This is a genomic window from Brevibacillus sp. Leaf182, from assembly GCF_001423865.2.
GTDB classification, from domain to species: Bacteria; Bacillota; Bacilli; order Brevibacillales; family Brevibacillaceae; genus Brevibacillus; species Brevibacillus brevis_C.
This window is the reverse complement of record NZ_LMPN02000031.1, coordinates 55,474-78,945: the sequence shown is the minus strand read 5'-3', so window position 1 is coordinate 78,945 and position 23,472 is coordinate 55,474. Positions and strand designations below refer to the sequence as shown.

Below are 23,472 nucleotides of genomic sequence, written 5' to 3'. Positions count from 1 at the left end.
AGCCTCCTTTCTTTCGATGCAGTGTGTGGCATCTGTTTTATTCTTGGTTGTACCGGGCAATCGCTTCGCGCGCAACTTCACGGTCATCGAAGGGCAATACCTGGTCTTTTATAATTTGATACGTTTCGTGTCCTTTTCCGGCGATCAAGATCACATCGTCCGGCTTTGCAAGCGAAACTGCATGCGCAATTGCTTCGCGTCGGTCTGCCAGTGCCGTATAACGATCAGGTGCCACTTCTGATAAGCCAGCCAGCATGTCATCGAGAATCGCCTGCGGCTCCTCTGAGCGCGGATTATCTGATGTTAAGACGGTCAGATCAGCATATTTCGTTGCAATTTGCGCCATGATTGGGCGTTTGGTTCGATCCCTGTCGCCTCCGCAGCCAACGATGCAAAATACGTTGCCACGCGCAAATTCTTTGACTGTCATCAACGCATTTTCCAAGCTGTCTGGCGTGTGGGAATAGTCGACGAGTACGGCAAACGGCTGACCGGCATCTACTGCTTCAAATCGCCCATTTACGCCCGCTACTGCTTCCAGGCTCGCTTTGATTTCTTCTAGTGGAATACCTTCTGCGAGTGTAACCGCGATGGCTGCCAAAGCGTTATACACATTGAACTTTCCCATCAGCTTCAAGTTCAGACGCGCACTGCCAGCGAAGCTTTCGACTGTAAAAGAAGTTCCTTTACTGGTGATTTCGATTTGCTTTGCCCTTACATCTGCTGGTTGATCAATGCCGTATGTAATGACTCGCGCCGGTGTTACGGTAGCATATAATTCGGACGCCTCATCATCCGCATTCAGTACAGCCGTTTTTAAACGGTCTGTGTCATAGCTGTTGCCCAGCTGGGAAAACAACAATGATTTGGCGTAGCGATAGTTTTCCATCGTTTTATGATAGTCGAGGTGATCCTGCGTCAGGTTGGTGAAAACTGCTGTATGGATTTCGCAACCGCGGACTCTTCCCAGCTCCAATGCATGAGAGGAAACCTCAATAATCGCATAGTCTGTGTTTACATCGCACATGCGACGAAAGCTTCTTTGCAAATCTATGGCATCCGGAGTCGTATTTTTGACTTCCTCCGTTACGTCTCCAATTCTCATATGGATCGTTCCGATTAAGCCTGTTTGCTTGCTTTGATCGCTCAAAATTTTGTCGATCAGATGCGTAGTGGTCGTCTTGCCATTTGTCCCCGTTACGCCAATGACTTTTACTTCTTTCGTAGGAGATCCGAAAATACGATCAGCCAGCATAGCCATTGCCCGCCGGGTATCCGGTACTTTGACAATAGTCGCTGGCACGTCCAGATCTTGTTCGGATAACACGGCAACGGCACCATCCTTCACCGCCTGGGCCGCGAACGTATGTCCATCCACGGTATATCCAGACAGACAGACAAACAAGTAGCCGGGCTTTACCTGGCGCGAGTCTGCTGTCAAACCCGTAATCTCCATGCTGTCATCCCCCGAAACCGTTACTGGCAACAAAGGCATGAGCAGATCCCGTAGAAACATGAAACAGGCACCCCATTCTCCAACTAGTATAGACAGAAATTTGAACATTTGTACTTGGCTACGCCGATCATTTAGGCGCAGTCTTGACGAACAAAGGCAGAGCGAACGTAGACAAGCCTACTCCCCTCCGCCTTCGAAATCTCATTTTATAGCTAATTGGTCAATTTGTCACCAAGGTATATGCGAATTTTTCCGCCCTCATCAATTTTTACTCCGGGTGCAGGGGACTGCTGGATGACGTACTGACCTTTACCCGAAACGACTAGCGGCAGAGTATCATACGTTGTCACTACGTCTCTCATGGATTGTCCGACCATGTTTGGTACTTCGATTGGCGCCCTTTCTCCAAGTGCTTTGTTAATTTCCTTGGGGATGCCATCTTTTCGTTTCGATACATTCAAATGTTGAAGGGAGGATTCCATGATACTTTTCACACTCGGAGCGGCAATCAATCCACCAAACGCCAGTGCTTTCGGATTGTCTACGGCGAAATATACGACGATCTGCGGATCATCAGCTGGCGCAAAGCCGATAAAGGACACGATGTATTCCCCATCGACGTAACGGCCATTTTTTACTTTTTGCGCGGTTCCCGTCTTTCCTCCTACCCGATATCCTTCAATATATGCCTTATTACCCGTTCCTTGAGCGACTACACTTTCCAAGGCATGCCGAACTTTGGCGGAGGTCTCCTCCGTAATCACCTGTCGAACTTCCGTTGGCAATGTCCTGGCTACGACATCGTGTGTCACACTATCCCGCCATTCTTTGGCGACAAACGGCTTCATAAGTTTGCCCCCATTGATAGCAGCCGAGACCGCAGCCATTTGTTGAATCGGCGTTACTGATACCCCTTGACCGAAAGAAGTCGTACCCAGCTCTACCGGTCCCACTTTATTCAAGTTGAATAACAGCCCGTTTTCTTCGCCGATCAAATCGATCCCTGTCTTTTGTCCGAAGCCAAATTTTTTGATGTAGTCAAAAAGTCGTTCTTTTTGCAGTCGCTGGCCCATCGTAACGAAGCCAGGGTTACAAGAATTCTCTACCACTTCCAGCATCGTTTCCTGTCCATGCCCCTGCCGCTTCCAGCAACGCAATCGCTTCCCGGCCACGTTTATGAATCCCGGATCGTAAAAGCCCTCGTTCAAATTGATGACACCTTCGTTTAAAGCAGCTGCCAATGTCACAATCTTGAATGTGGAACCAGGCTCGTATGTTTTCCAGATAGGGAGATTTCTATTGTACACCTCGGAAGGATAGTCTCTGTACGCATCCGGTTGAAAAGTCGGGCGACTTCCCATCCCCAATATTTCTCCTGTCTTTGGATTCATAGCGATCGCCAGAACATCATCTGGCTGATACGCGACGACCGCCTGATCCAGCTCGCGTTCGATAAACGATTGGATGGTACTGTCGAGTGTTAAATACATGTCCATGCCGTTCACGGGTGCTACGTAGTCTTCGGTTCCACCTGGCAGTACGCGCCCTTTGGCATCTGACGGAAATGAGATATGCCCCTCAGTCCCCATCAAAAAGGGATCGTAAATTTTTTCAAGCCCTGTCAGCCCTTGATTGTCAATGCCTGTGAAACCAAGAATATGGGCTGCCATATTACCGTTCGGGTAAAAACGCTTCGTATCCCCTGCCAAGTATATACCTGGCAAATTGAGTTCTTGTATTTTTCTCGCCTTTTCAACAGACAGTTTTCTTCCACCTGGAATCTGGTTGTTACTCATTTCTTTTTTCGTAATGGCGCGAAATACATCTTCTTCTTTTTGCTCCAAAATGACGGCGAGCTGTCTCGCTGTTTCTCTAGGGTCTTTGATTTGCGCCCCTACCGATACCAAAGTGGGGACGGTCATGTTCGTCACGAGCTCATTGCCGCTTCTGTCTAGAATGCGACCGCGATTGGGTTGAAATTTAATTTCCCGCTTGAGCAGTTCATCTGACATTTGCGAGAGTTTCGGTCCTTCTATCAATTGGACATAACCCAAACGGGTGACAAGTGCCGAATACAAAACGACTCCTACAATCAAGATGATAAAAATGCGACGGCGTACAGTAGCATTGGATACCCGCAAAGCGAGTCCCCCCTCAAATAGGTTGTCTCTTCTTAACCTTATTCGCAGGGGGGACTAGTTAGAACTATGGAGTTGTCGGTGTTTGCGTTGCCTGGTCTCCTGGTTTGTCTGGAGGAGGTGCCTGTCCAGATGCTGGCGGCTGTGCTGCTCCACCTTGCCCAGTTTGTTGACCAGAACCAGTTTGCTGACCGGAAGATGGTGGAGCCGGATTATTTCCACCTGTTGGATTTGTAGTAGCATTCTGGCCTGGATTGTTTGGTGTTGTTGTAGCAGGCACTGTGCTGCCCTCCTGACCTGAAGGAGGCGTGGTCGGCACAGGTGGTTCCGACACGGATTGCAGCGTCACCTGAAGCAGCTCTGTGCCCTGGAGTACCGTTCCCGGAGGAATACTTTGTTGGGTGACGAAGCCAGTTCCAGTCGATTTCATTTCGAGATTGATCAAAGAGCTGAACTCCATGACGTCCCGTAATGATTTTCCTTTGAAATCAGGCATCTTCGTTCCTTTTACCCTGTCAGTTACGAGGATGATCTGTTCACCTGGAACGACCTGATCATAGGCTTCCGGATACTGTTTGACGATTTTCGTACCTGTCCCGGCTACTGTTACCGTCAAATTGTCCTGCTTCGCTCGCAATTGCGCAGCTGTCGTGGACATCCCTTCAAACTTAGGCAATGTCTTCGGTGTAGCAGGCGAGGATGCCAGTGCTGCCTGCGCTTCTTTTTTCGGCTTCGCCTTATCAATCTGTTTATTCTTGACTAAGGACAGATCAGGCTGCTGCTGCAAATATTGAAGGCTGCGTTCCATAATGGATGTAAACATGGGAGCGAGCATCATCTGCCCCCACAACGCGTACCATGCATCTGTTTGCGGATCGTCAATGACGACATAAACCAACAGCTTCGGGTTGTCTTTTGGCGCAAAACCGATGAAAGAACCAACGTAACGGCCATCCATAATTTTCCCGGTGTTGGGATCATATTTTTGTGCAGTTCCCGTCTTTCCTGCTACTTGGTACCCTTCGATCTGATATAGTGTACCTGTCCCAGGTTTCTCTGAAACAACTTTACCCAATATGTCTCGTGTCTGTTTCGCAGTCGCTTCACTTACAACCCGCTCCACAACCTCGCGTTGTGTGCGATTGACAACTGCTCCCGTGTGAGGGTCGCGCATTTCTTTTACAATATGAGGCTTTAGAAGCTCTCCTCCATTCGCGATCGCCCCTACAGCGGCAACCTGCTGGATCGCCGTGACCGTCGCTGCTTGTCCATACGTTGTTGCGGCCCAGTCACGTGGTGACCGAGGTTTTTCCAGGTTGATCAAACTTCCTTCTTTCTCGTAGGGAAGCTCAATTCCGGTTTTTTCACCCATCCCGAATTTTTTGAAGTATTTCTTCAGACCTTCCAGCTTCAACCGTTCATAACCCAACTTAGCGAACAATACGTTACTGGATCGCTGAACCCCTTCCAAAAAGGTGATGGTTCCCCAACCGGCACCATTGTTGTGGTCACGGATCGGAATCTGCCCCTTGATGGTATAAGCACCTGATTGATAGGTTTCATTCTGATTAAACATTTTTTCTTCAATCGCTGCCGCAAGCGTAATAATCTTAAACGTAGATCCCGGCTCAAACATCGTGGTGACAGCATGGTTATTGTAATTAGCAATCCCGTTGTAGTACGTATTCGGATTAAACTGCGAGCGGTTGCCCATCGCCAAAACCTCACCCGTTTGCGGGTCGGCTACAATAACCGTCATGCCCTGTGGCTTGTACTGCTGCTCCACCTTGTCAAGCGCTTGTTCAACATAATCCTGTATTTGGCGATCAATGGTGAGATAAACATCTAAGCCATCTTTTGCAGGAATGTACTCCCCTTCTCCGTCTGGGAGCTGATAGCCTGCACGATCCCTCTGGTAGGAAATATGTCCCTTTTCGCCAGCTAATTGTGGGTTCAATTGCAGCTCGATCCCCATTTTCGGTTCATCATACAAATCAAGATAACCGATCACATGGGAAGCGAAGGCGTTATTCGGATAAATTCGGCGAGTCGTTTCAGTCAAATAGATGCCTGGGAGCTGGTTCTTTTTGACTTGCTCTCCACTAGGAAGCTTCGGATATTGCAATTCCAGAATGCGATTCTTTTGCTCTTCACTGATCTTTTGACCGTAGCGCCCCAATTCCACTACTTTGTTCTGCTTGGTCAAATTCTTCACCAATTCTTGAACAGGCGCATTCAAAATCGGAGCCAGCATATTCGCTGTGTAGTAAGGGTCTTTCACCACATCTTCATCTCTCGCATCAAGTGGCTTCAGCCTCGCATTTACCGTATATGCCTTACCCTCATACGCCAAAATCTCTCCGTTTCGATCATAGATCGCTCCGCGCTTTGGCTTCAAAACATGTTCTCTGTCCCACTGCTTTTGTGCAGTTTCCATAATTCTGGCAGCCTCTGCCGTTTGGATCCAATAAATTCGAAAGCTCAACGTCGAAAAGGTCAAGATCAGGCATAAGGCTACCACGAGAATTCGCCAATTTACTTTTCGTTTCCATTCCATCTCCATTCAACTCCGTCGCATCAAAGATCGTCCGGCTCCCAAGAAAGGCTGATAGGGGAGACGAACGCAACCTAGCCGAGTCAGGAGTAGACTCGGGTTCATCTAAGAAAAAATGTTACCGCACGTAAGAGCAGTAACATTTAAGGTTTTTTGGGTTGTGTTTGAGGCAGAGAACTCGCTTGTACTCCTGGTTTCCCAATCGTATGTACAGCTGCTGGATTGTATACCATCCCCTGCTTCTCTGCTTCTTTTTGCAGGCGATCTCGGTTGGTCATTTGTTCAATTTGCAATTTCAAGGTTGAATTTTTTTCTGCCGTCACACGATTTTCATGTTTGGTGCTTTGGATTTCGTAATTCAACTGAGAAATTTGCGAGTAGCGGACACCCACTAGACCCAAGCCGACAACGGTTAACGAGATAAATAAGAGATACAGCAATTTTTCTCCGGTCGGAATCGTTGGCTTGATTCGAACCGTGCGCTTTGTTGTTTTCGTTACAGAGCGGGATTTTTGTTCCAACTCCATAGCTAGATTTCCTCGGTAGTAATAACTCATCGCTTCTCCCTCCCCTTCTCGTCGATCCCGGTCTACAGCTTCTCCGCTACCCGTAGTTTAGCTGATCGTGCACGCTTGTTTGCTTCTAATTCTTCTTCTGATGGCAAAATCGGCTTCTTTGTAATGACTTTGACTACCGCTTTATTTCCGCATGTGCAAATCGGAAAAGCTGGCGGGCACGTGCACCCTTTTGAAAAGTCTTGATAAATTTGTTTGCAGATTCTGTCCTCTAATGAATGAAACGTGATGACACTTACGCGACCTTCTGGATTCAAAACCTCAATAGCATCGACGACGGCCTCTTTGAATGCATCCAGTTCATCATTAACTGCGATCCGAATTGCCTGAAAGGTACGTTTCGCCGGATGGGGTCCGGTGCGACGCGCAGCAGCAGGAATTCCTTCCTTGATCAACTCAACGAGTTCACCTGTTGTTTGGATCGGCTGCTTCTTGCGTTGTTGTACGATTTGCCGGGCAATTCTCCGGGAAAATTTCTCTTCTCCGTACAGCCAAATGATCTTGGCAATCTCTTCTTCATCCCACTCATTGATAATGTCATAGGCGGACAATGGCGCTTGTTGGTCCATTCTCATATCCAAGGGCGCATCTGCATTGTAGCTGAACCCCCGCTCTCCCTCGTCCAATTGCGGAGAGGATACCCCAAGGTCAAACAACACCCCGTCTACACCAGCCAAGCCTAAATCTCTCACAATGTCTTTGATATGGCGGAAGTTGCTCTTTACCAGCGTGACTCGATCCATATAGGAAGCGAGTCTTTCGCGGGCATTATCCAGTGCCCAGTCGTCCTGATCGATGGCGATAAGTCGACCGCCCTCCGTCAGCTTGGAAGCAATCAAGCTGCTATGCCCAGCTCCACCGAGTGTACAGTCTACATAAATGCCGCCAGGACGAATGTTTAGCCCTGCGACAGCCTCATCCATCAAAACCGTTACGTGATGAAACGACAATGTCGTCACTCCTGTTCTTCTCGCTGCTACAAATTAAAATCAACCAGTTTTTCGGCAATTTCTCCAAAAGAGCCTTCTGACTGGGCAAAATAATCTTCCCAGCGTTCCTTGCTCCATACCTCTACACGGTTTGACACCCCGATGATCACACATTCTTTTTGCATGCCTGCATGCTCACGTAAATTGGGTGGTATGTTTACCCTTCCCTGCCTGTCCCACTCGCATTCGGTGGCACCTGAAAAGAAAAATCGTGTAAATGCGCGAGCATCTGCTTTTGTAAATGGGAGAGACTTGAGTCTTTCCTCTAGTTGTTTCCACTCATCTTGCGGATAAGCAAACAAACATTGGTCCAGCCCGCGGGTAATTACAAAGGAAGTGCCTAGCCCTTCGCGGAATTTGGCTGGGATCGTCAGGCGGCCTTTTTCGTCGATGCTGTGCTGATATTCCCCCATGAACACGCCCTGGTCCCCCACTTTCCTGTCGCTTGGCTCCACTTTCCCCCACTTTTCCCCACCTGGTACCTATTTGTTATTATAAAAAAAAATCCTGCGTTTGTAAGCAGGATTTTTTCGCTTATTTTTTTGCCGGGAAAAGACGGGATTCGAGGGACTATTCGACCCAGCTTTCCAGGTAGGATTTTTGCTCATCTGTCAATTTGTCGATTCCGATGTTCAGAGCTTCCAACTTGTACTGAGCCACCATTTGATCCAACTCGAATGGTACGTTCAGCACTTGTTTGCCAATGTTTTTGTACTGTTCATTGACATAAGCCAAGGATACCGCTTGCAGAGCAAAGGTCATATCCATGATTTCAGCCGGATGTCCATCGCCAGCAGCCAGGTTCACGAGGCGGCCTTCTGCGAGCAGATACACTTTTCGACCATCAGCCAAGACAAATTCTTCAATATCTTTACGCACAATACGGGAAGATGTCGACATTGCAGTCAGATCGACCTTGTTTACTTCGACATCGAAGTGACCCGCGTTGGACAAGATTGCGCCATCTTTCATCACTGCAAAATGCTCTTTGCTGATGATATCGCGGTTACCTGTCACTGTTACGAAGTAGTCACCATGCTTCGCAGCTTCGAGCATTGGCATTACTTCAAATCCATCCATGTAAGCTTCTACCGCTTTGATTGGGTCGATTTCGGTTACGATTACTTTTGCGCCCAAACCTTTTGCACGCATCGCTACACCTTTACCGCACCAGCCATAGCCAGCTACCACAACCGTTTTACCAGCTACTACGAGGTTTGTTGTACGGTTGATACCATCCCATACGGATTGACCCGTACCATAGCGGTTATCGAACAAGTATTTGCAGAATGCATCGTTTACGGCAACCATCGGGAATTCCAGCTTGCCTTCTTTCTCCAACGCTTTCAGACGCAGAATACCTGTTGTCGTTTCTTCTGCACCACCACGTACTTGAGACAACAGATCACGGCGCTCGCTGTGCAAAATCGTGATCAGGTCTCCACCGTCGTCAATGATCAGGTCAGGACGAGTTTCCAGTGTTTTGATCAGATGCTCTTTGTATTCAGCAGGATCTGGGTTGTATTTCGCAAATACGCGAATACCGTCTTCCACCAATGCTGCGCAAATGTCATCTTGCGTGGACAGCGGGTTGGAACCAGTAATGGTTACTTCAGCGCCACCAGCTTGAACTACTTTTGCCAGATAAGCCGTTTTCGCTTCCAAGTGCAAGGAGATCGCAACTTTCAGGCCTGCAAACGGCTGCTCTTTTTCAAAGCGCTCACGAATGCGGTTAAGGACAGGCATGTGTTCTTTTACCCAATCAATTTTCAGGTGGCCGTTGTGTGCCAACGACATATCTTTTACGATGCTTTCAGACACTGTGTTCATGTATGGATGGACCTCCTTTTATCTCATAAAGCAACCTTATCTATCATATCATACGCAAGTTCAACCATCACCTGTTTTTCCTATTATCGGCAGTTTACGGCACTGCGGTTTCTACCGTAAGCAGCTCCAAAAAGCGCAGCAAAGCCTGTGGCATCCACTTCTTTTTATGGTAGACCAACTGTCGGAAAACACGGATATCCGGATGGAAAAAGGGGAGTATCGCAAGTGTACCATTTTTCACTTCTTCTTGTACGGCAATTTTCGGAAGTAATGCAATTCCTAAATCATAAGCAACACACTGTTTAATCGCTTCCAGACTGCCGAATTCAAAAGAAGACTCTACAGTGGCCCCTGTTTCCCGCAGCACCGATTCCATCATCCCTCGGTAACTGCATCCCTTTTCTGTAAAAATCCAGGTTTCTCCTGTGAAGTCGTGAGTTTCTACCTTCTCTTTTTTCGCCAGCGGATGGGTAGGTGCAGCAACAACAACTAGTTTTTCCTCACCTAAAACGACATTTGTCAGCTCAGATTGATCTTGGAGCCAATCGAGGACAAAGGCGAAATCGAACTTCCCTTCCTTTACCCCTTGTCTCAAGTCTTGGCAGATGCCCGGCGCAAGTATGATCCGCATACGTGGCTGCTCCAGACGAAATTTCTGCAAATAAGGGGGTAAATAAAAGGCTGCCAATGACTCCACTGTTCCGATACTCAATGTTCCCGCCAGATGTGCTTGCTCTGACAGATTCGCTTTTGCCTCATCTAATACGGCTTGTAGCTGTTCACTGTAGCCGAGCAACACTTCACCTGCGTGGGTAAGCCTGATTTTTTTGCCCCAACGCTCGAATAGGCTGACACCGAACTCCGATTCCAGATTTTGAATTTGGGCTGTTACACTCGACTGCGCGTAGCCTAACATTTCTGCTGCTCGTGTAAAGCTCTGGCATTTTGCTACTTCACGGAATGTTTGCAAATAACGAGTATCCAGATTTCCCCCTCTTTTCATCGAAAAAATCGATTCGAATTATCTAATATTATAGATAACTCCGATGATTAAGTCTATGCTACACTTCAGTTACCAACGACATGATAAGTAAAAAAAGTGAGGGATCTACCCATGGGGAAATTATCCACGCCAGCCCCCGGTCTAGCCAAAACACTGCGACTTCCACAGATCGTCGCCTTATACATCGGGGCGGTGATCGGTTCCGGCGTACTGCTCATCCCCGGACTCGCAGCCGAGAAGGCTGGTCCTGCTTCCATTTTAGCTTGGATCGTCATGTCTATTCTCGTCCTGCCCATGGCCATTACGATGGGGCTGTTATCTGCTCGTTATCCGAGCTCAGGTGGCGTCTCCACATTTGTACGGACAGCGTACGGAGATCAATTCGGAAACATGGTTGGCTGGTTCTTTCTCTTGTCTGTCCCGATTGGCGCACCGATCCTGAGTGTGACAGGGGCCAACTACATTGCGATCCTGCTGAACTGGAGTGAGTCGCAAGTATATGTGGCGGCTGCACTGCTTCTTCTCGCTGTCCTTATGATGAATGTTGTAGGTTTGCATGTAGCTGCACGTGTCCAAACGATTGTTGTCTCGCTGATTATCACGATTTTGATTTTGGCTGTCGTCGCAAGCATTCCGCATGCATCTGTCACTCACTTTACCCCTTTTATGCCAAACGGTTGGTTGAGTGTCGTGCAAGCAGCAGGTTTGATGTTCTGGTGCTTCATTGGGTGGGAAGCCGTGACGCATCTCTCAGAGGAATTCGTCGATCCTGCGAAAAACGCGATTCGCGGGGTTTTGTGGAGTGCAGGAATCGTCGCTCTCTTGTATTTTGCCGTTGCCTTTATGACAGTCGCTACGCATAGCTACGGGGTCGGCATCTCCGCTGCCTCGCTCAGTGTTATGGTTCAATTCTCCCTGGGTCCGATCGGTGGATGGATTGTAGCCGTAACTGCCTTGTTCATTTGTATCGCAACAGCCAACGCTTACATTGGTGCTGCTTCCCGCATCGCCTATTCGTTAGCGCAAGAAAAGATCGCTCCTCGCTGGTTTGGTACTCTTCACGCCAAATACCGGACACCAACCGGAGGGCTTCTGTTTCTCTCTCTTTGTTTTGTCGTCGTTCTTGGCGTACTCTATTTCAACGTAATCAACTTGTCGAGACTCATCGAACTGCCCAATGCTACCTTTTTTGCGACTTACATCGGCGGGTGTCTGGCTGGGGTCCGACTCTTGCGCAATAGTCGCGTAGGACGTATCGCTTCCTGGACTTCTCTCGTTTGTACAGTAGGACTCTATCCTTTTTTGGGGTGGTCCGCTCTCTATCCGCTCGTGATTGCACTCGTCCTTTTTATCTGGCAAAAACGTCATGCCTGACACGAAAAAAGGCTGGGGATATGTCCCAGCCTCTTTTCTTATTCATCTTTTCCAATCAGTCGAAACGTTTTGCCATCGCTCGAGGAAAGGTAAAACGTGCGATCGACACTTCCTCCCAAATCTCCAGCGTAATATTGTACAGTCATTCTGTATTTATTCATTCCGATTTTTGCAAAGTACATCAGCTCATTAAATTGCGGAAACCGGACATAATCATACACTTCATACTGCATAAACGAGAAATGCTCACGTAAAAACGATTCGCTGACAGGCAGATTGTTTTTCTTTACATACGCGACCAAGTCATCAAAACGACGAATCTTCTGCTGATCCATCACGTCTCCTACAAATGACGAGACCGCTTGTGTCATTGCCTTTTTCTCGCTTTCCGATACATTGCCAGGGTACAGCTCATCAATTTTTGTTTCCAAACGATTTAACAGGACGACTGCCTGTGCTCTGTTGATTTTGTCATCAGGACGGAAGCTTCCATCTGGAAAGCCAGCCAAAATCCCCATTTTATAGGCAGGGTAGACCGTCATTACCTGTATTTCATTTTCGACCGAAAGATCCGTGAAAAACTTCGCTGTCGTTCCCCGATATTTTTCCCCTTCTGATTGATGCCCGATAGCTGCCAGCAAGGTCCTTGCTGCTTCCAACCGCGTCATGCTTTCCGTCGGTTTCCCAGATGGCATGATACCCGCTGAAGCCAAATGATGATAGGTTTTTTCCGACCAACGTCCCGCAGCAGCCTGCAAGTAGGTCTCTTTGATAAAGCTATCAGGCTCATGACCTGTAAAGGGAGGAATGACGCGTTCAATCAGGGATAAAAACTGCTCTTGCGTCACTGTTTGTTCTGGCTTAAAGGTTCCGTCGGGAAAGCCTTTAATCAATCCTTTTTTGGTCGCAATCCCTATTTCTTTTGCTGCCCAATGTCCATTTGTGTCGATAAATGCAGAGGAATTGGCTACGTATTCTTCCCGTGCGTCGGCCGTTTTCAATCCTGCAGTTGCAATGCCCGTCAATAAAACCGACAAGCTAACAACTAATAGAGTGGCTTTTTTCCCGATTTGTTGTAATGTAATCTGCATCCCGAGTACCACCTTTCCCCTAAAACAATCCATTACTACTAAGACGCAGAATTTGTCGGAAAAGTTTCGGCATAATTGGAAGAAAAGTTTTCCATCAGCTTAAACAACAAAAAAATAGCCGGGTCCTCTTCTAGGACGATCCGACTATTTTGCGCTGCATTTTACAGGTAATAAAGTTGATGAGTACCATCATGCGCGAATGGCGCATCTACCAATCGGTCAACCAAGCCAAGACCATACTTATTTGCAAACGGGAAAAACGAATGCTTTCTTTCTTGCAACCCACCTTCAGGCAACAAAGCAGTCTCAATTCGCTGGACGCGCACATGCTCTACGTCGTCTTTTTGCTGTAGCGAACGAATCAGACGCTCTTCCAAAAAGGATACTTGCTCTAGCAGCAGCTTACTATTTTTCTCAGCCAGGCCACGCAATCCGCTATCCAGAGAAACGACCTCCTCAACCAGCGGACGATAAATCGACATGATCGACTCCCTTGCCGAAGCGAATTGCTGTTCCAACGGATGTGGCCCCTGGTTTTTGGACCACTCGGTTTTCCAAGCCGTGAAATCAGTCAAGACTTGCTCAATAGAAAGCCCCAAGCTATCCAGCAGTCTCTGTTGAGCACCTTCTACAAGGGTAATGGACATACGAGGCAATACGATCGGCATCTGCATCCCGAATAGCTCGAATACCTCCCGATAAAATGCCCAATAAGCAATCTCGCCCGGACCTCCAATGAAGGCAAGCGTAGGAAACAGATGCTCCTGCATCAACCCACGGGTAACGACATTTGTGCTAAAACGCTCCGGGGAATCCGCAACCTGCTTGAGCAATTCATCGCGACTGTAAGAACGTCTCCGATTGATAAAGCGCTCCCCGTGACGTTCTAGCAGCAATCGATCATCGCCCTCATAGACGAAAAGATTGGCTTGATGCTCTTCCACCTGCAATTGAAGCGGATAGCCAGCCGTTGAAATTCGATCCGCTGCCCGTAGCAACACCTTTGCTATTTGCTCATTGTTTTCAATGATCTGGGAAAAGATGGGTTGCTGTAGTTCACGAACAAACGGCAACGAGGATTCAACCAGAACAAGACCGTGCTTGCCAAACAGTTTTGCTATCAAGCGGGCAAACCACTCTGCGACTGTACGCGAATCTGCCGCAGTCTGCGTCAGCAACTCACGAATCTGTTTGGTTTCGGCAGTCTCTGTCTGTCCCTGGAAAAACTTTTCCAGGAACTGCATACACAGCTCAGGGTCCAAGGGGAGCGTACTTGCCGATTGGCGGCCCTTTTTGTTCAGAGCCAGTCGCTCTTTTTGCAGGCGCTTCCCATCGTCCGCTGCCCAGTACACATGATCGATCTCATCGATGTCATGGTCTTCACCAGCAATCCAAAACACCGGAATGACGTTCGCCTGAAGCTCGGCAGACAGCCTCTTCGCTGCCTGAATCAGATGAACAGCTTTGTTGATCGTATAGAGTGGTCCACCCAGAACTCCTGCTTGCTGACCGCCGATAACCACATAGGTGTCTGGCTGTTTGAGCAACTCGATATTATTCAGTGCTTCAGGGTGAGTACCCATCTCTTTATTAAAATGATATAAGCCTTCCACGAGCTGGTTCCGGTGAGGATAGGATTGACTTTGAAGCCATTCCACGCGTTCTCGGTAGGACTGTTCACGGTAGGGATTATGTGCAAAAAACTGTAATGCAGAGGCATTTTGCTGCTGGTACTCCTGTGCCAGCGGATTCGCCAATGGAAGCGCGAGACATTCAACATTCATGCTAGCTCACCTTTCTTAGGGCCATGGTCAACCAAAATTATAACATGCTCCACAGCCACAAAAAACAAGACAACCCACTTTAATGGGTTGTCAAAGTGTAATACAGGCTTGTTCGCGCTTGCATTAAAATTGCGGAGGGGTGACGGACCAGATTAACAAAGCTTCCGTTTCTCCTGTATTTTCGATTGAGTGTGTTTTGCTGCTGTCAAATGAAATACTGTCTCCTGCTTCCAATACATGCTCTTCATCGTTGAAGCGCGCTGTCACACTACCAGTAATGACCGTGAAGCACTCTTCTCCCTCTGACTGCACGAACTTGTCGACAGCCATTTCTCCAGGCATCAGTCGCACTTCTAGCATCCCCAGCTTGGCACTACCTCCCATCGAGAGTAGCGAATAAGTGCCCGTCGATTCAGGAAAGACCAGTTGTCTGCGTTTTTGCAAGCGAGTCACATGCACCTGCTTTTGATCAATATCTTCGAAAAAATGAATAATCGGTGACTCCAGAGCTTTGGTGATTTTCCACAGCGAATCCAGCGACGGCTGCGAAATTCCACGCTCTACCTGGCTCAGCAGACCTTTGCTTAACCCTGTCTTGCCTGCCATAATTTCCAAGGTAAAGCCACGTTCTTTCCGAATCATTCGAATCTTATGACCGATGGTCTCGATGGGAAGTCGCATAGTTCCAACCTTCTTTCTTATCGGAATAAATACGATATGTATCAACAGTGCTTTACACGACACCCATCGTTTTGATAATTCCGGTCGTAAACAGCACTATGTAGACGATTCCAAACCAGAGAAACGACAACCGCCAAGCCGAAAATCCTACCTTTTTGAGGGAGAGCCGTCCCTTCCACTTCATCTGTACCCACCCAAGGAGCACGATTACCACCAGGTAAAAGCAGAATACCCACCACCAAGCGGAAAAAGCCTCTGGCCAGATCAGTTCGTAAGCGGAAACGGCAGAACGAATCACCAAAAGATTCGTGATATTTATCGCGAAGCGGCCTGCCAATTTCTTGTTCCGCGTCATTCCATACAAGATGAAATAAACGATCGGAAATCCGAGAAACGGCACAACCGTCAGCGTCCCCCACAAATAGGCCCAGACATTCGCCAAAAAGGTCATCTACTGTCGCCTCCCTCCTTCCGTATTCCCATGTCTGACTTAAGAAGGATAACGCGAAGCAAGGTTTCGTGCAGCGGAGTGGGGATCCCGGCCATTTGTCCTACTTGGACGAGATAGCCGTTGATAGACTGCACTTCCGTCGGTCTGCGCTTCTTTATATCCTGCAGCATGGAGGAAAGATTACGGGAAGTATTTCGGCAAATGGAGACAATTTCCTGCAAGTCTGCATCCTCGATTTTTTGTCCGGCATACGCAGCCACTGTAGCTGCTTCCACAAATAAAGCACGCATGAGCTGTTGCGTATGTGAATTTTCGAGGAGAGCACCATTTGGGATTTCAAAAAGCGCGGTTAACGGATTGATCAGCGCATTTGCGATGAGCTTGCGCCAAGCGAAGGGCTGTATTGTCTTTTCATAGACAGCCTCCATGCCTGTTGATAACGCCCACTCGACAAATGAGCGAATCAGTGGATCACTGCAATCAGAAGTCTCCCAAGAACCTACGCGCAAAGTACCTGTACCGGTATGCACGACTTCTGTAGGCGACAATCTCCTTGCTCCTTCCGTATTAATCGCAAAGAAGCACTGTGTCTCCGTTAAAACGGTTCGAAGCAATTCGTAATGACCCATGCCATTTTGCAAAGCGATCACTCTTGCCCCAAGGTCTACCCTTTGTAAGGCTGGGAGCAAGCTGTGCAAATCTGGCTGCTTTACAGTTAACAGATACAGATTCCCTTCAGGCAATCCTTCTTCAATGGAGCTGGCGGTGACGGGAACAGTGACTGTTTCGCCATTCAGCTTTTGAAAGCTGAGCCCGCGTTCATTTAGCTGATTCGCCTGGAGTGAACTGCGTGTAACAATCGTAACAGGTTGTCCAGCAAGTGCGAGCCTTGCTGCATACAGCAGCCCGACAGACCCTCCACCTATGACTACCACCTGACACGTCCTTTGTTCTAGCAGCATTTGTTCACCCACATTAATCAATGCTTATTTTTCAAGAATAACAGAGTTTTCGGGATTGTTCAATTGATTGCCACAAAAAAAGATCGAAATTATCGAAATATTCCTTGGTTCTTACACATTTTCTGTAAAAAAAATCAGGCTATCGCCTTTTGACGACAGCCTGAACCCTGATTTATACGGGATAAACTGCATGCTTTCTGTCTGAAAAAACGTGACGCTTTTCCTTGTAAACCTCGTAGCGCTGGATTAATTCTCTTCTCAGCTCACTTGGAGGCACAACAGCATCAACAATCAAGTTGGATGCCAGTAAGTACAGATCGATATCTTCCTGATACTCTCTGCGTTTTTCCTGAATAAACGCTTGACGCTCTGCCGGGTCCTCAATCGCCTGAATTTTGTTGCTGTAGACGGCGTTGACCGCTGCTTCTGGACCCATTACGGCGATTTGGGCACCAGGCAGTGCGAGGCAAGCATCTGGTTCAAACGCAGCGCTGGCCATTGCATATAAGCCGGCCCCATACGCTTTGCGGACGATTACAGATATTTTCGGTACCGTGGCTTCCGCCATGGCGGAGATCATTTTGGCCCCGTGTCTGATGATACCTGCCCGCTCTACTGCTGTCCCGATCATAAAGCCAGGAACATCAGCAAGGAACAGAAGTGGGATCGAAAACGCATCGCACAACGTGATGAATCGAGCCGCCTTGTCAGCCGAATCGACAAACAGGACTCCTCCCTTCACACGCGGTTGGTTGGCAATGATACCGACAGGCTTGCCATCTAGTCTCGCCAAGCCTGTAATCAGCTCTTGGGCAAATAATTTTTTGATTTCAAAGAACGAATCCTCGTCGACCAATGCTGCAATCACATCATGCATATTGAAAGCCGCATTTTGGTTCTCTGGCACGATGCTCGTGATTTCCTTTGCTGTAGGCACAGGGGCCTTCGCCAGTGTAGTCGGCGGCGTCAACGTATAGTTCGCCGGGAAGAAACGCAGATAGCTACGAGCTGCTTGAATCGCTTCTTCTTCATTGGCAGCCAGCACGTCGCCGCATCCGCTGACGGAGCAATGCATGCGTGCGCCGCCCAACTCTTCCAGGCTCACTTTTTCTCCAATCACCATTTCCGCCATACGCGGAGAGCCCAAGTACATGCTCGCGTTCTTGTCGACCATGATGACAATGTCACAAAAAGCCGGGATATAAGCGCCACCAGCAGCAGATGGTCCAAACAAAATGCACACTTGTGGAATTTTGCCGGAAAGCTTCACTTGATTGTAAAAGATTCGCCCAGCCCCCCGTCGGCCTGGGAACATCTCCAATTGATCAGTGATACGGGCTCCTGCTGAATCGACAAGATAGAGAAGAGGAACACGCATTTTTTCAGCCGTCTCTTGAATGCGAATGATTTTTTCGACGGTTCGCGATCCCCAAGACCCTGCTTTCACTGTCGAATCATTGGCCATCACGCAGACAGTTTGACCATTTACCTTGCCGATTGCGGTCACGACTCCATCCGCTGGCAGATCACCTGCCATGACATTCGCGAACAAACCATCCTCAACCATGAACTCGTCATCGAACAATAGCTTGAGGCGATCGCGGACGAATAGCTTGCTTTGCTCCTTGAGCTTGTCATGATACTTGGCATCGCCCCCTTGCACTACTTGGGCAATTTTTTCGTGCAATGTGTCTTCCAAATGTTTGGTCATCAGCGTAATCCCCCTCGTCACTCTCCGCGGTATATCGGTTTTCGTTTTTCTTGAAAGGCTGCGAGTCCTTCTAGGCGGTCTTTCGTCGGGATGAGCAGTTTGTACGCGTTGCTCTCAATTTGAAGTCCACTAGCTAGCTCGACTTCCACTCCACAATCGATGGCAAACTTGGCTTGGGCTAGGGCAAGTGGAGCATTCGCTGAAATTTGCTCGGCCATAGAAATGGCTGTCGCCATGAGCTGATCAGCGGGAACAATCCGATTGATCAACCCAATAGACAGTGCCTCTTCCGGAAATACACGCCTTGCCGTAAAAATCAGTTCCTTGGCGACGCCTTTTCCAACCAGTCGAGGCAAACGCTGTGTTCCGCCAGCACCCGGAATAATCCCGAGCGATGTCTCCGTTAAACCCATCTGGGCGTGTTCACTCATGATCCTCAGATCGCATGCCAACGCCAATTCTGTACCGCCCCCCAGTGCCAGCCCGTTAATCGCCGCGATGACTGGTTTTGGTAACTTTTCCAGCTCTGTGAACGTATCCCGAATCGTTTGGATATAGACATCAACCTGTTGTGGTGACATGGAGCGCCGCTCTCTTAAATCCGCCCCAGAGCAAAACGCCTTGTCACCAGCACCTGTAACAATAACCGTCCTAAGGTCACGATCATGGCTGATTTCACTGATCAAGCCCCGCAGTGTCACGAGCGTTTCAAGATTGAGGCAGTTAAAAACTTCTGGCCGTTGCAGCGTTAGTACGCCAATTGCACCCTCTCTTTGCAGGGAAACCGTCATCTTCTACCCCCTCTTTGCGAATGTGTGGGACATACAGATCATCCATCTGGTTTGCTTGCGAGTGATGCCCGCAGCACTTTTGAGGGGAGCTCTTTGCCCAACTGCTGCCCAATATACGCACCAGCCTCAATCAACTTCTCGAGATCGACGCCCGTTTCATAGTCCATTCCATGCAACATGTAGACCAAATCTTCAGTCGAAATGTTGCCTGCAGCTCCTGGGGCATACGGGCATCCGCCAAGGCCGCCGATTGAGCTGTCAAAGATCCGGATTCCTTCATCTAGCGCTGCTGCTACGTTCGCCAATCCAGTTCCTCTCGTATCGTGGAAATGGGCGGCTAAGCGCTCGTTCGTAACATCTTTCACAAGCTCTCTAAAAACCTCATGAACCTGCTTCGGCGTTGCAACCCCTATCGTATCCCCGAGAGAAATCTCGTACACTCCCATTTCCAAAAGAGCCTCTGTCACCCTGCGGCTATTGTCCAGCGGTACGTTTCCCTCGTACGGACAACCGAACACAGCTGAGATATATCCGCGAACTTTCATCCCGAGAGCCAGCGCTTCCTGGGCAACCTCCCGCAGGATTGGAAATGTGTCTTCTATCCGTTTATTGATGTTTTTTTGATTATGCGTTTCAGAGGCAGACATGAACAGGGCAATCTCTGTCAGTCCGCATTGGCGCGCCCGCTCCAGACCGCGAATATTTGGAACCAATGCGCTAAGCGTTACCTCTTGACTGCGATTGATCCCCTGCAAGACCTCATCTGCATCCGCCAATTGCGGTATCCATTTCGGATTCACAAACGAACTTGCTTCTATTCGCTTCAAGCCTGCTGCCATCAGCTTATGAATCAACGCGATTTTTGCTGCTGCCGGAACGATCGCGCTCTCATTTTGCAGCCCGTCACGAGGACCGACCTCCACGATTTGCACACGCACAACAAGTCACCTCCTCACCTAGCGGTCGCTCAGTTTAGAAGTATTCTAATCCTATTCCAAAACGACAATGATATCGCCATCGTTGACAAAATCGCCAATGTTCGCCTTTACTTCCACAACTTTTCCTGAGGCTTGAGCCTGTACAGGAACTTCCATTTTCATCGATTCCAGTACAAGGACGTCTTGTCCTTCCGTGATCTCGTCACCTGGCTGCACCAGGACATTAATAACAGTTCCTGCCATATTGGCTACTACTTGTTTCATGGATGGTCTCTCCCTTACATATCATTTTTTTCGCTTAGCGTTTTTCCGTGCTTGACGCAGCTCCGCGCTCAGTAACGAACCATGTCGTATAGTTACCTGCTCGGAATTGTTCGTCCTGCAATACTTCTTGCAAAAACGGAATGTTTGTTTTAATGCCAGTAATCAGAAAATGATGCATAGCGTTCTGCGCCTGCTGTACAGCCTCTTCTCTTGTCGCCCCAGATACAATCACCTTTGCAATCATCGGGTCGTAAAAAGGAGTCACCTGTGTACCTGTCTCTACCCCATCATCAATTCGTACATGTTCGAATGCAGGTGGCTGGTACAACGTAATCGTCCCTGGAGATGGCAGGAAGGTGACAGGGTCTTCCGCATAGACACGCAGTTCAATCGCGTGGCGCAGAGCCTTGACGTCCTCTTGCTTGATCGACAGCGGGTGACCATCGGCAATGTCCAGTTGGAGCAATACGAGGTCAATACCCGTCATTTCTTCCGTCACGGGATGCTCTACTTGCAAGCGTGTATTCATTTCCAAGAAGTAAAAGTTTTTTTGCTCATCTACGATAAACTCAACCGTTCCAACTCCCGAGTAGCCCACTGCTTTCGCTGCTGTAACCGCTGCATTGCACAGAAGCTCTCTCGTTGCTGTGTCCAAAAAGGGCGAAGGGCTTTCTTCGAGCACCTTTTGATGTCTGCGCTGTATGGAGCATTCCCGTTCTAATAAGTGGATGACGTTTCCATGCTGATCGGCAACGACCTGCACTTCGATGTGGCGAGGACGTTCTACGTATTTCTCCATGTACATCGCATCGTTACCAAAATACGCTTTTGCGCGACCTTTCGCCGATTGGTAGGCTTGGCGCAACTCGGCCTCGTCCCGACAAATGTGCATCCCGATTCCTCCGCCGCCAGCACTGGCCTTGAGCATTACGGGATATCCGATGGACATCGCGATGACCGCTGCTTCATCTGGAGAATCGATTGCCTGTTCGCACCCTGGAACGACTGGTACTCCGGCAGCCTCCATAATATGGCGGGCAGTCAGCTTGTCACCCATTTGACCGATGACCTCAGGGGTCGGACCAATGAATAGAATACCTTCCTCCAGAACGCGGCGGGCAAAAGATTCGTTTTCTGACAAAAGACCGTAGCCTGGATGAATGGCATCGGCACCGGTGCTTTTCGCTGCTGCAAGAATGGCCTCTACGTTCAGGTAGCTGTGTGGCACAGGTGGTGGACCAATATGGACGGACTCATCTGCTTCACGAACAAACGGCAGATCCTTGTCTGCATCCGAATAGACAGCAACCGTAGCCACTCCTCTTGCCTTGCATGTACGGATAATTCGTCTGGCAATTTCACCACGGTTTGCGATTAATACCTTATTCATGGCAACGCTCCCCTCTTTAGACAAACCGACCACAACCGTAAGCGCTTCCAAATTGTTTGCCTGGTTTGTATCATGTGATGCTACTTTCTATTTTGCCACGAGAATGATCATAGTTCTAGGATGAAATTTTAAATTTTTCCAAGGAAGCGAAATCATTTCCTGACAAACCCTCCAAGAAAAAAAGAAAAACACTTCGGAAAAGCCAATCATCGTGTATAATAAAGGGGCGGGGCCAAAAGGTGGCCAAGGCAAAGAGCTGTGAGAGGAGTGGCTAACCATGTTTGAAGTAAGACGTTTGCAAATCAACTATAAGACACTGGAGGAATTCCAGAAGTTTCGCGAATTTGGCCTGGAGGAGCTTTCTATGAAGGAAGACCTGGAGGCGAACATCGTGGAAAACGATTCGGAATCTCCATTTTACGGTATTTATGATAACGATCTTCTGGTAGCACGTATGAGCCTCTACAAAATTGACGGGAAATACGACCGTTACTTCCAACCTGCGCAAGACTATTATGAGCTGTGGAAGCTCGAAGTCCTGCCCGACTACCGTCACAAAGATTACGGAACTGCTTTGGTCAACCACGCGAAGAGCTTTGGAGCTCCTATTAAAACCAACTCCCGCTGTCGCGCAGACGATTTTTGGTTGAAAATGGGCTTCACGCCTGTGAAATACAACCTCATGCGTGACCGTGGTGAAAACCCGTACGTATGGTTGCCAGAGAGCGTAGAGCTGCAAGACTAGCTCTCCCTTTCTCAACACGAATGACAAATGAATGCGTAAACAAAAAGAAGCGGATTATTGTCCGCTTCTTTTTTCATGCTTTCTGCTTATTTTTCTACGCGCTCCAAGTTTCCGTTTTCATCCATTTTGAAGATCGCTTTGTTGGAATCCTCTTCCTGTAAAAAAGCAAGCTTGCGTGCACGTTCCATGATCTGTACCAAGGCACGGTAGTCATCATTGACACCCTGAACCTGATCCAGCTCTTTTCTAGCGCGTTCATGGGCTTCTTTCAATTCTTTTAACTCCAATTCTTTTCCTTCCAACTCTTGTTCCAATTGTCGCAAACGACGAGTCATTTCTTTTTGATTGACGAGCATGCGAATGACTGCTTCAATCTGCTGCTCCTCTACATCCGCGTACTTTTGCACCTCTGCTACCGGTGGCTCAGAGCGTTTGGTGTGCAACGTGACGACCTCGACCTCAGCCACCACAGGAGGCGGTGCTTGAATCCTCCCGAGCTTTTTCAACTGCTGCCTTTGGCTTTTCGCAATCGAAATGGCCGCATCGTACCGTTTGCGCACGCAACTGTTCCAGCGGAAGCCGCACGCAGCTGCTGTCCTTCCTAACCTTTGACCCACTTCTTCAAATGCAGCAAGCTGTGTGCCGCCTTCGCGTATGTGGCGCAAGGTGACTTCCGCCAACACTAGATCGTCATCTTCGGTCCATGCGTCTTGTCTGGAAGCTACCATATTATGAGTCCCTCCCG

General features: G+C 48.5%; 21 protein-coding genes. 2 read left to right on the top strand and 19 right to left on the bottom strand.

Annotated features, from left to right (window positions below; all coding sequences use genetic code 11):
* Positions 1–37 precede the first annotated feature (37 nt).
* The 8 genes from ASG16_RS21825 to ASG16_RS21790 form a co-directional block, all read right to left on the bottom strand.
* A complete protein-coding gene (locus tag ASG16_RS21825; RefSeq protein WP_056486033.1) occupies positions 38–1,516 on the bottom strand; it encodes a UDP-N-acetylmuramoyl-L-alanyl-D-glutamate--2,6-diaminopimelate ligase in 1,479 nt (492 codons plus the stop codon).
* Between the two features lie 152 nt (positions 1,517–1,668).
* Positions 1,669–3,597 (bottom strand): stage V sporulation protein D, encoded by a 1,929-nt coding sequence (locus tag ASG16_RS21820; RefSeq protein WP_056486030.1) that lies wholly within the window; start codon positions 3,595–3,597, stop codon positions 1,669–1,671.
* 64 nt (positions 3,598–3,661) lie between these two features.
* Positions 3,662–6,151 carry a penicillin-binding protein gene (locus ASG16_RS21815; protein WP_056486027.1) on the bottom strand — a complete coding sequence of 830 codons (2,490 nt, stop codon included), beginning with the start codon at positions 6,149–6,151 and terminating at the stop codon, positions 3,662–3,664.
* Between the two features lie 140 nt (positions 6,152–6,291).
* Positions 6,292–6,705, bottom strand: coding sequence for a cell division protein FtsL (gene ftsL, locus ASG16_RS21810; protein ID WP_056486024.1), 414 nt, complete (start codon positions 6,703–6,705; stop codon positions 6,292–6,294).
* Positions 6,706–6,737: 32 nt separating this feature from the next.
* On the bottom strand, positions 6,738–7,682 hold the full coding sequence (rsmH, locus tag ASG16_RS21805; protein WP_056486021.1) for a 16S rRNA (cytosine(1402)-N(4))-methyltransferase RsmH: 945 nt from the start codon (positions 7,680–7,682) through the stop codon (positions 6,738–6,740).
* 17 nt (positions 7,683–7,699) lie between these two features.
* On the bottom strand, positions 7,700–8,131 hold the full coding sequence (mraZ, locus tag ASG16_RS21800; protein WP_056486018.1) for a division/cell wall cluster transcriptional repressor MraZ: 432 nt from the start codon (positions 8,129–8,131) through the stop codon (positions 7,700–7,702).
* A 151-nt stretch (positions 8,132–8,282) separates the two neighbouring features.
* On the bottom strand, positions 8,283–9,542 hold the full coding sequence (locus ASG16_RS21795) for an adenosylhomocysteinase (RefSeq protein WP_056486015.1): 1,260 nt from the start codon (positions 9,540–9,542) through the stop codon (positions 8,283–8,285).
* A gap of 94 nt (positions 9,543–9,636) precedes the next feature.
* On the bottom strand, positions 9,637–10,527 hold the full coding sequence (locus ASG16_RS21790; RefSeq protein WP_082517159.1) for a LysR family transcriptional regulator: 891 nt from the start codon (positions 10,525–10,527) through the stop codon (positions 9,637–9,639).
* 129 nt (positions 10,528–10,656) lie between these two features.
* On the opposite strand from ASG16_RS21790, the gene ASG16_RS21785 reads away from it, so the two are divergent.
* A complete protein-coding gene (locus ASG16_RS21785) occupies positions 10,657–11,919 on the top strand; it encodes an APC family permease (RefSeq protein WP_056486008.1) in 1,263 nt (420 codons plus the stop codon).
* A 38-nt stretch (positions 11,920–11,957) separates the two neighbouring features.
* On the opposite strand, the gene ASG16_RS21780 is transcribed toward ASG16_RS21785, so the two are convergent.
* The 10 genes from ASG16_RS21780 to ASG16_RS21735 all read right to left on the bottom strand — a co-directional run bounded on the left by ASG16_RS21780 (position 11,958) and on the right by ASG16_RS21735 (position 21,982).
* Positions 11,958–13,010 (bottom strand): S-layer homology domain-containing protein, encoded by a 1,053-nt coding sequence (locus tag ASG16_RS21780; protein ID WP_056486006.1) that lies wholly within the window; start codon positions 13,008–13,010, stop codon positions 11,958–11,960.
* Positions 13,011–13,171: 161 nt separating this feature from the next.
* Positions 13,172–14,794 (bottom strand): bacillithiol biosynthesis cysteine-adding enzyme BshC, encoded by a 1,623-nt coding sequence (gene bshC, locus ASG16_RS21775; RefSeq protein ID WP_056486004.1) that lies wholly within the window; start codon positions 14,792–14,794, stop codon positions 13,172–13,174.
* A 123-nt stretch (positions 14,795–14,917) separates the two neighbouring features.
* Positions 14,918–15,475 (bottom strand): helix-turn-helix domain-containing protein, encoded by a 558-nt coding sequence (locus ASG16_RS21770; RefSeq protein WP_007717657.1) that lies wholly within the window; start codon positions 15,473–15,475, stop codon positions 14,918–14,920.
* A 52-nt stretch (positions 15,476–15,527) separates the two neighbouring features.
* Positions 15,528–15,926, bottom strand: a complete 399-nt coding sequence (locus tag ASG16_RS21765) for a DUF3397 domain-containing protein (RefSeq protein ID WP_056486002.1) — start codon at positions 15,924–15,926, stop codon at positions 15,528–15,530.
* A complete protein-coding gene (locus ASG16_RS21760) occupies positions 15,923–16,888 on the bottom strand; it encodes a ketopantoate reductase family protein (RefSeq protein ID WP_056485999.1) in 966 nt (321 codons plus the stop codon). The genes ASG16_RS21765 and ASG16_RS21760 overlap by 4 nt, the downstream gene beginning before the upstream one ends.
* Before the next feature lie 172 nt (positions 16,889–17,060).
* Entirely contained in the window at positions 17,061–18,599 is a 1,539-nt protein-coding gene (locus ASG16_RS21755; protein WP_056485996.1) for an acyl-CoA carboxylase subunit beta, read from the bottom strand.
* A gap of 17 nt (positions 18,600–18,616) precedes the next feature.
* Positions 18,617–19,390 (bottom strand): enoyl-CoA hydratase-related protein, encoded by a 774-nt coding sequence (locus ASG16_RS21750; RefSeq protein ID WP_056485993.1) that lies wholly within the window; start codon positions 19,388–19,390, stop codon positions 18,617–18,619.
* 38 nt (positions 19,391–19,428) lie between these two features.
* The gene (locus tag ASG16_RS21745; protein ID WP_056485990.1) at positions 19,429–20,328 is read right to left on the bottom strand and encodes a hydroxymethylglutaryl-CoA lyase; all 900 of its coding nucleotides are present in this window, start codon (positions 20,326–20,328) and stop codon (positions 19,429–19,431) included.
* A 51-nt stretch (positions 20,329–20,379) separates the two neighbouring features.
* Positions 20,380–20,592, bottom strand: coding sequence for a biotin/lipoyl-containing protein (locus ASG16_RS21740; RefSeq protein WP_056485987.1), 213 nt, complete (start codon positions 20,590–20,592; stop codon positions 20,380–20,382).
* A 34-nt stretch (positions 20,593–20,626) separates the two neighbouring features.
* Entirely contained in the window at positions 20,627–21,982 is a 1,356-nt protein-coding gene (locus tag ASG16_RS21735; protein WP_056485984.1) for an acetyl-CoA carboxylase biotin carboxylase subunit, read from the bottom strand.
* A 277-nt stretch (positions 21,983–22,259) separates the two neighbouring features.
* Here ASG16_RS21735 and ASG16_RS21730 point away from each other — a divergent pair, with 277 nt between their 5' ends.
* Positions 22,260–22,727: an N-acetyltransferase gene (locus ASG16_RS21730; protein WP_048033769.1), complete on the top strand. Its 468-nt coding sequence runs from the start codon at positions 22,260–22,262 to the stop codon at positions 22,725–22,727.
* An 86-nt stretch (positions 22,728–22,813) separates the two neighbouring features.
* Here the strand turns inward: ASG16_RS21730 and ASG16_RS21725 are convergent, their stop codons facing one another.
* Entirely contained in the window at positions 22,814–23,455 is a 642-nt protein-coding gene (locus ASG16_RS21725) for an RsfA family transcriptional regulator (RefSeq protein ID WP_056485981.1), read from the bottom strand.
* Positions 23,456–23,472 lie beyond the last annotated feature (17 nt).

What these genes read in the sequence shown, in the direction of transcription:
- ASG16_RS21765 (WP_056486002.1), bottom strand. Translation starts at nt 15,926, where the DNA reads ATGACCTTTTTGGCGAATGTCTGGGCCTATTTGTGGGGGACGCTGACG.
- ASG16_RS21740 (WP_056485987.1), bottom strand. Translation starts at nt 20,592, where the DNA reads ATGAAACAAGTAGTAGCCAATATGGCAGGAACTGTTATTAATGTCCTG.
- ASG16_RS21825 (WP_056486033.1), bottom strand. Translation starts at nt 1,516, where the DNA reads ATGTTTCTACGGGATCTGCTCATGCCTTTGTTGCCAGTAACGGTTTCG.
- ASG16_RS21755 (WP_056485996.1), bottom strand. Translation starts at nt 18,599, where the DNA reads ATGACCAAACATTTGGAAGACACATTGCACGAAAAAATTGCCCAAGTA.
- ASG16_RS21750 (WP_056485993.1), bottom strand. Translation starts at nt 19,390, where the DNA reads ATGACGGTTTCCCTGCAAAGAGAGGGTGCAATTGGCGTACTAACGCTG.
- ASG16_RS21770 (WP_007717657.1), bottom strand. Translation starts at nt 15,475, where the DNA reads ATGCGACTTCCCATCGAGACCATCGGTCATAAGATTCGAATGATTCGG.
- ASG16_RS21785 (WP_056486008.1), top strand. Translation starts at nt 10,657, where the DNA reads ATGGGGAAATTATCCACGCCAGCCCCCGGTCTAGCCAAAACACTGCGA.
- ASG16_RS21795 (WP_056486015.1), bottom strand. Translation starts at nt 9,542, where the DNA reads ATGAACACAGTGTCTGAAAGCATCGTAAAAGATATGTCGTTGGCACAC.
- ASG16_RS21725 (WP_056485981.1), bottom strand. Translation starts at nt 23,455, where the DNA reads ATGGTAGCTTCCAGACAAGACGCATGGACCGAAGATGACGATCTAGTG.
- ASG16_RS21780 (WP_056486006.1), bottom strand. Translation starts at nt 13,010, where the DNA reads ATGCAGATTACATTACAACAAATCGGGAAAAAAGCCACTCTATTAGTT.
- ASG16_RS21730 (WP_048033769.1), top strand. Translation starts at nt 22,260, where the DNA reads ATGTTTGAAGTAAGACGTTTGCAAATCAACTATAAGACACTGGAGGAA.
- ASG16_RS21735 (WP_056485984.1), bottom strand. Translation starts at nt 21,982, where the DNA reads ATGAATAAGGTATTAATCGCAAACCGTGGTGAAATTGCCAGACGAATT.
- bshC (WP_056486004.1), bottom strand. Translation starts at nt 14,794, where the DNA reads ATGAATGTTGAATGTCTCGCGCTTCCATTGGCGAATCCGCTGGCACAG.
- ASG16_RS21760 (WP_056485999.1), bottom strand. Translation starts at nt 16,888, where the DNA reads ATGCTGCTAGAACAAAGGACGTGTCAGGTGGTAGTCATAGGTGGAGGG.
- ftsL (WP_056486024.1), bottom strand. Translation starts at nt 6,705, where the DNA reads ATGAGTTATTACTACCGAGGAAATCTAGCTATGGAGTTGGAACAAAAA.
- ASG16_RS21815 (WP_056486027.1), bottom strand. Translation starts at nt 6,151, where the DNA reads ATGGAATGGAAACGAAAAGTAAATTGGCGAATTCTCGTGGTAGCCTTA.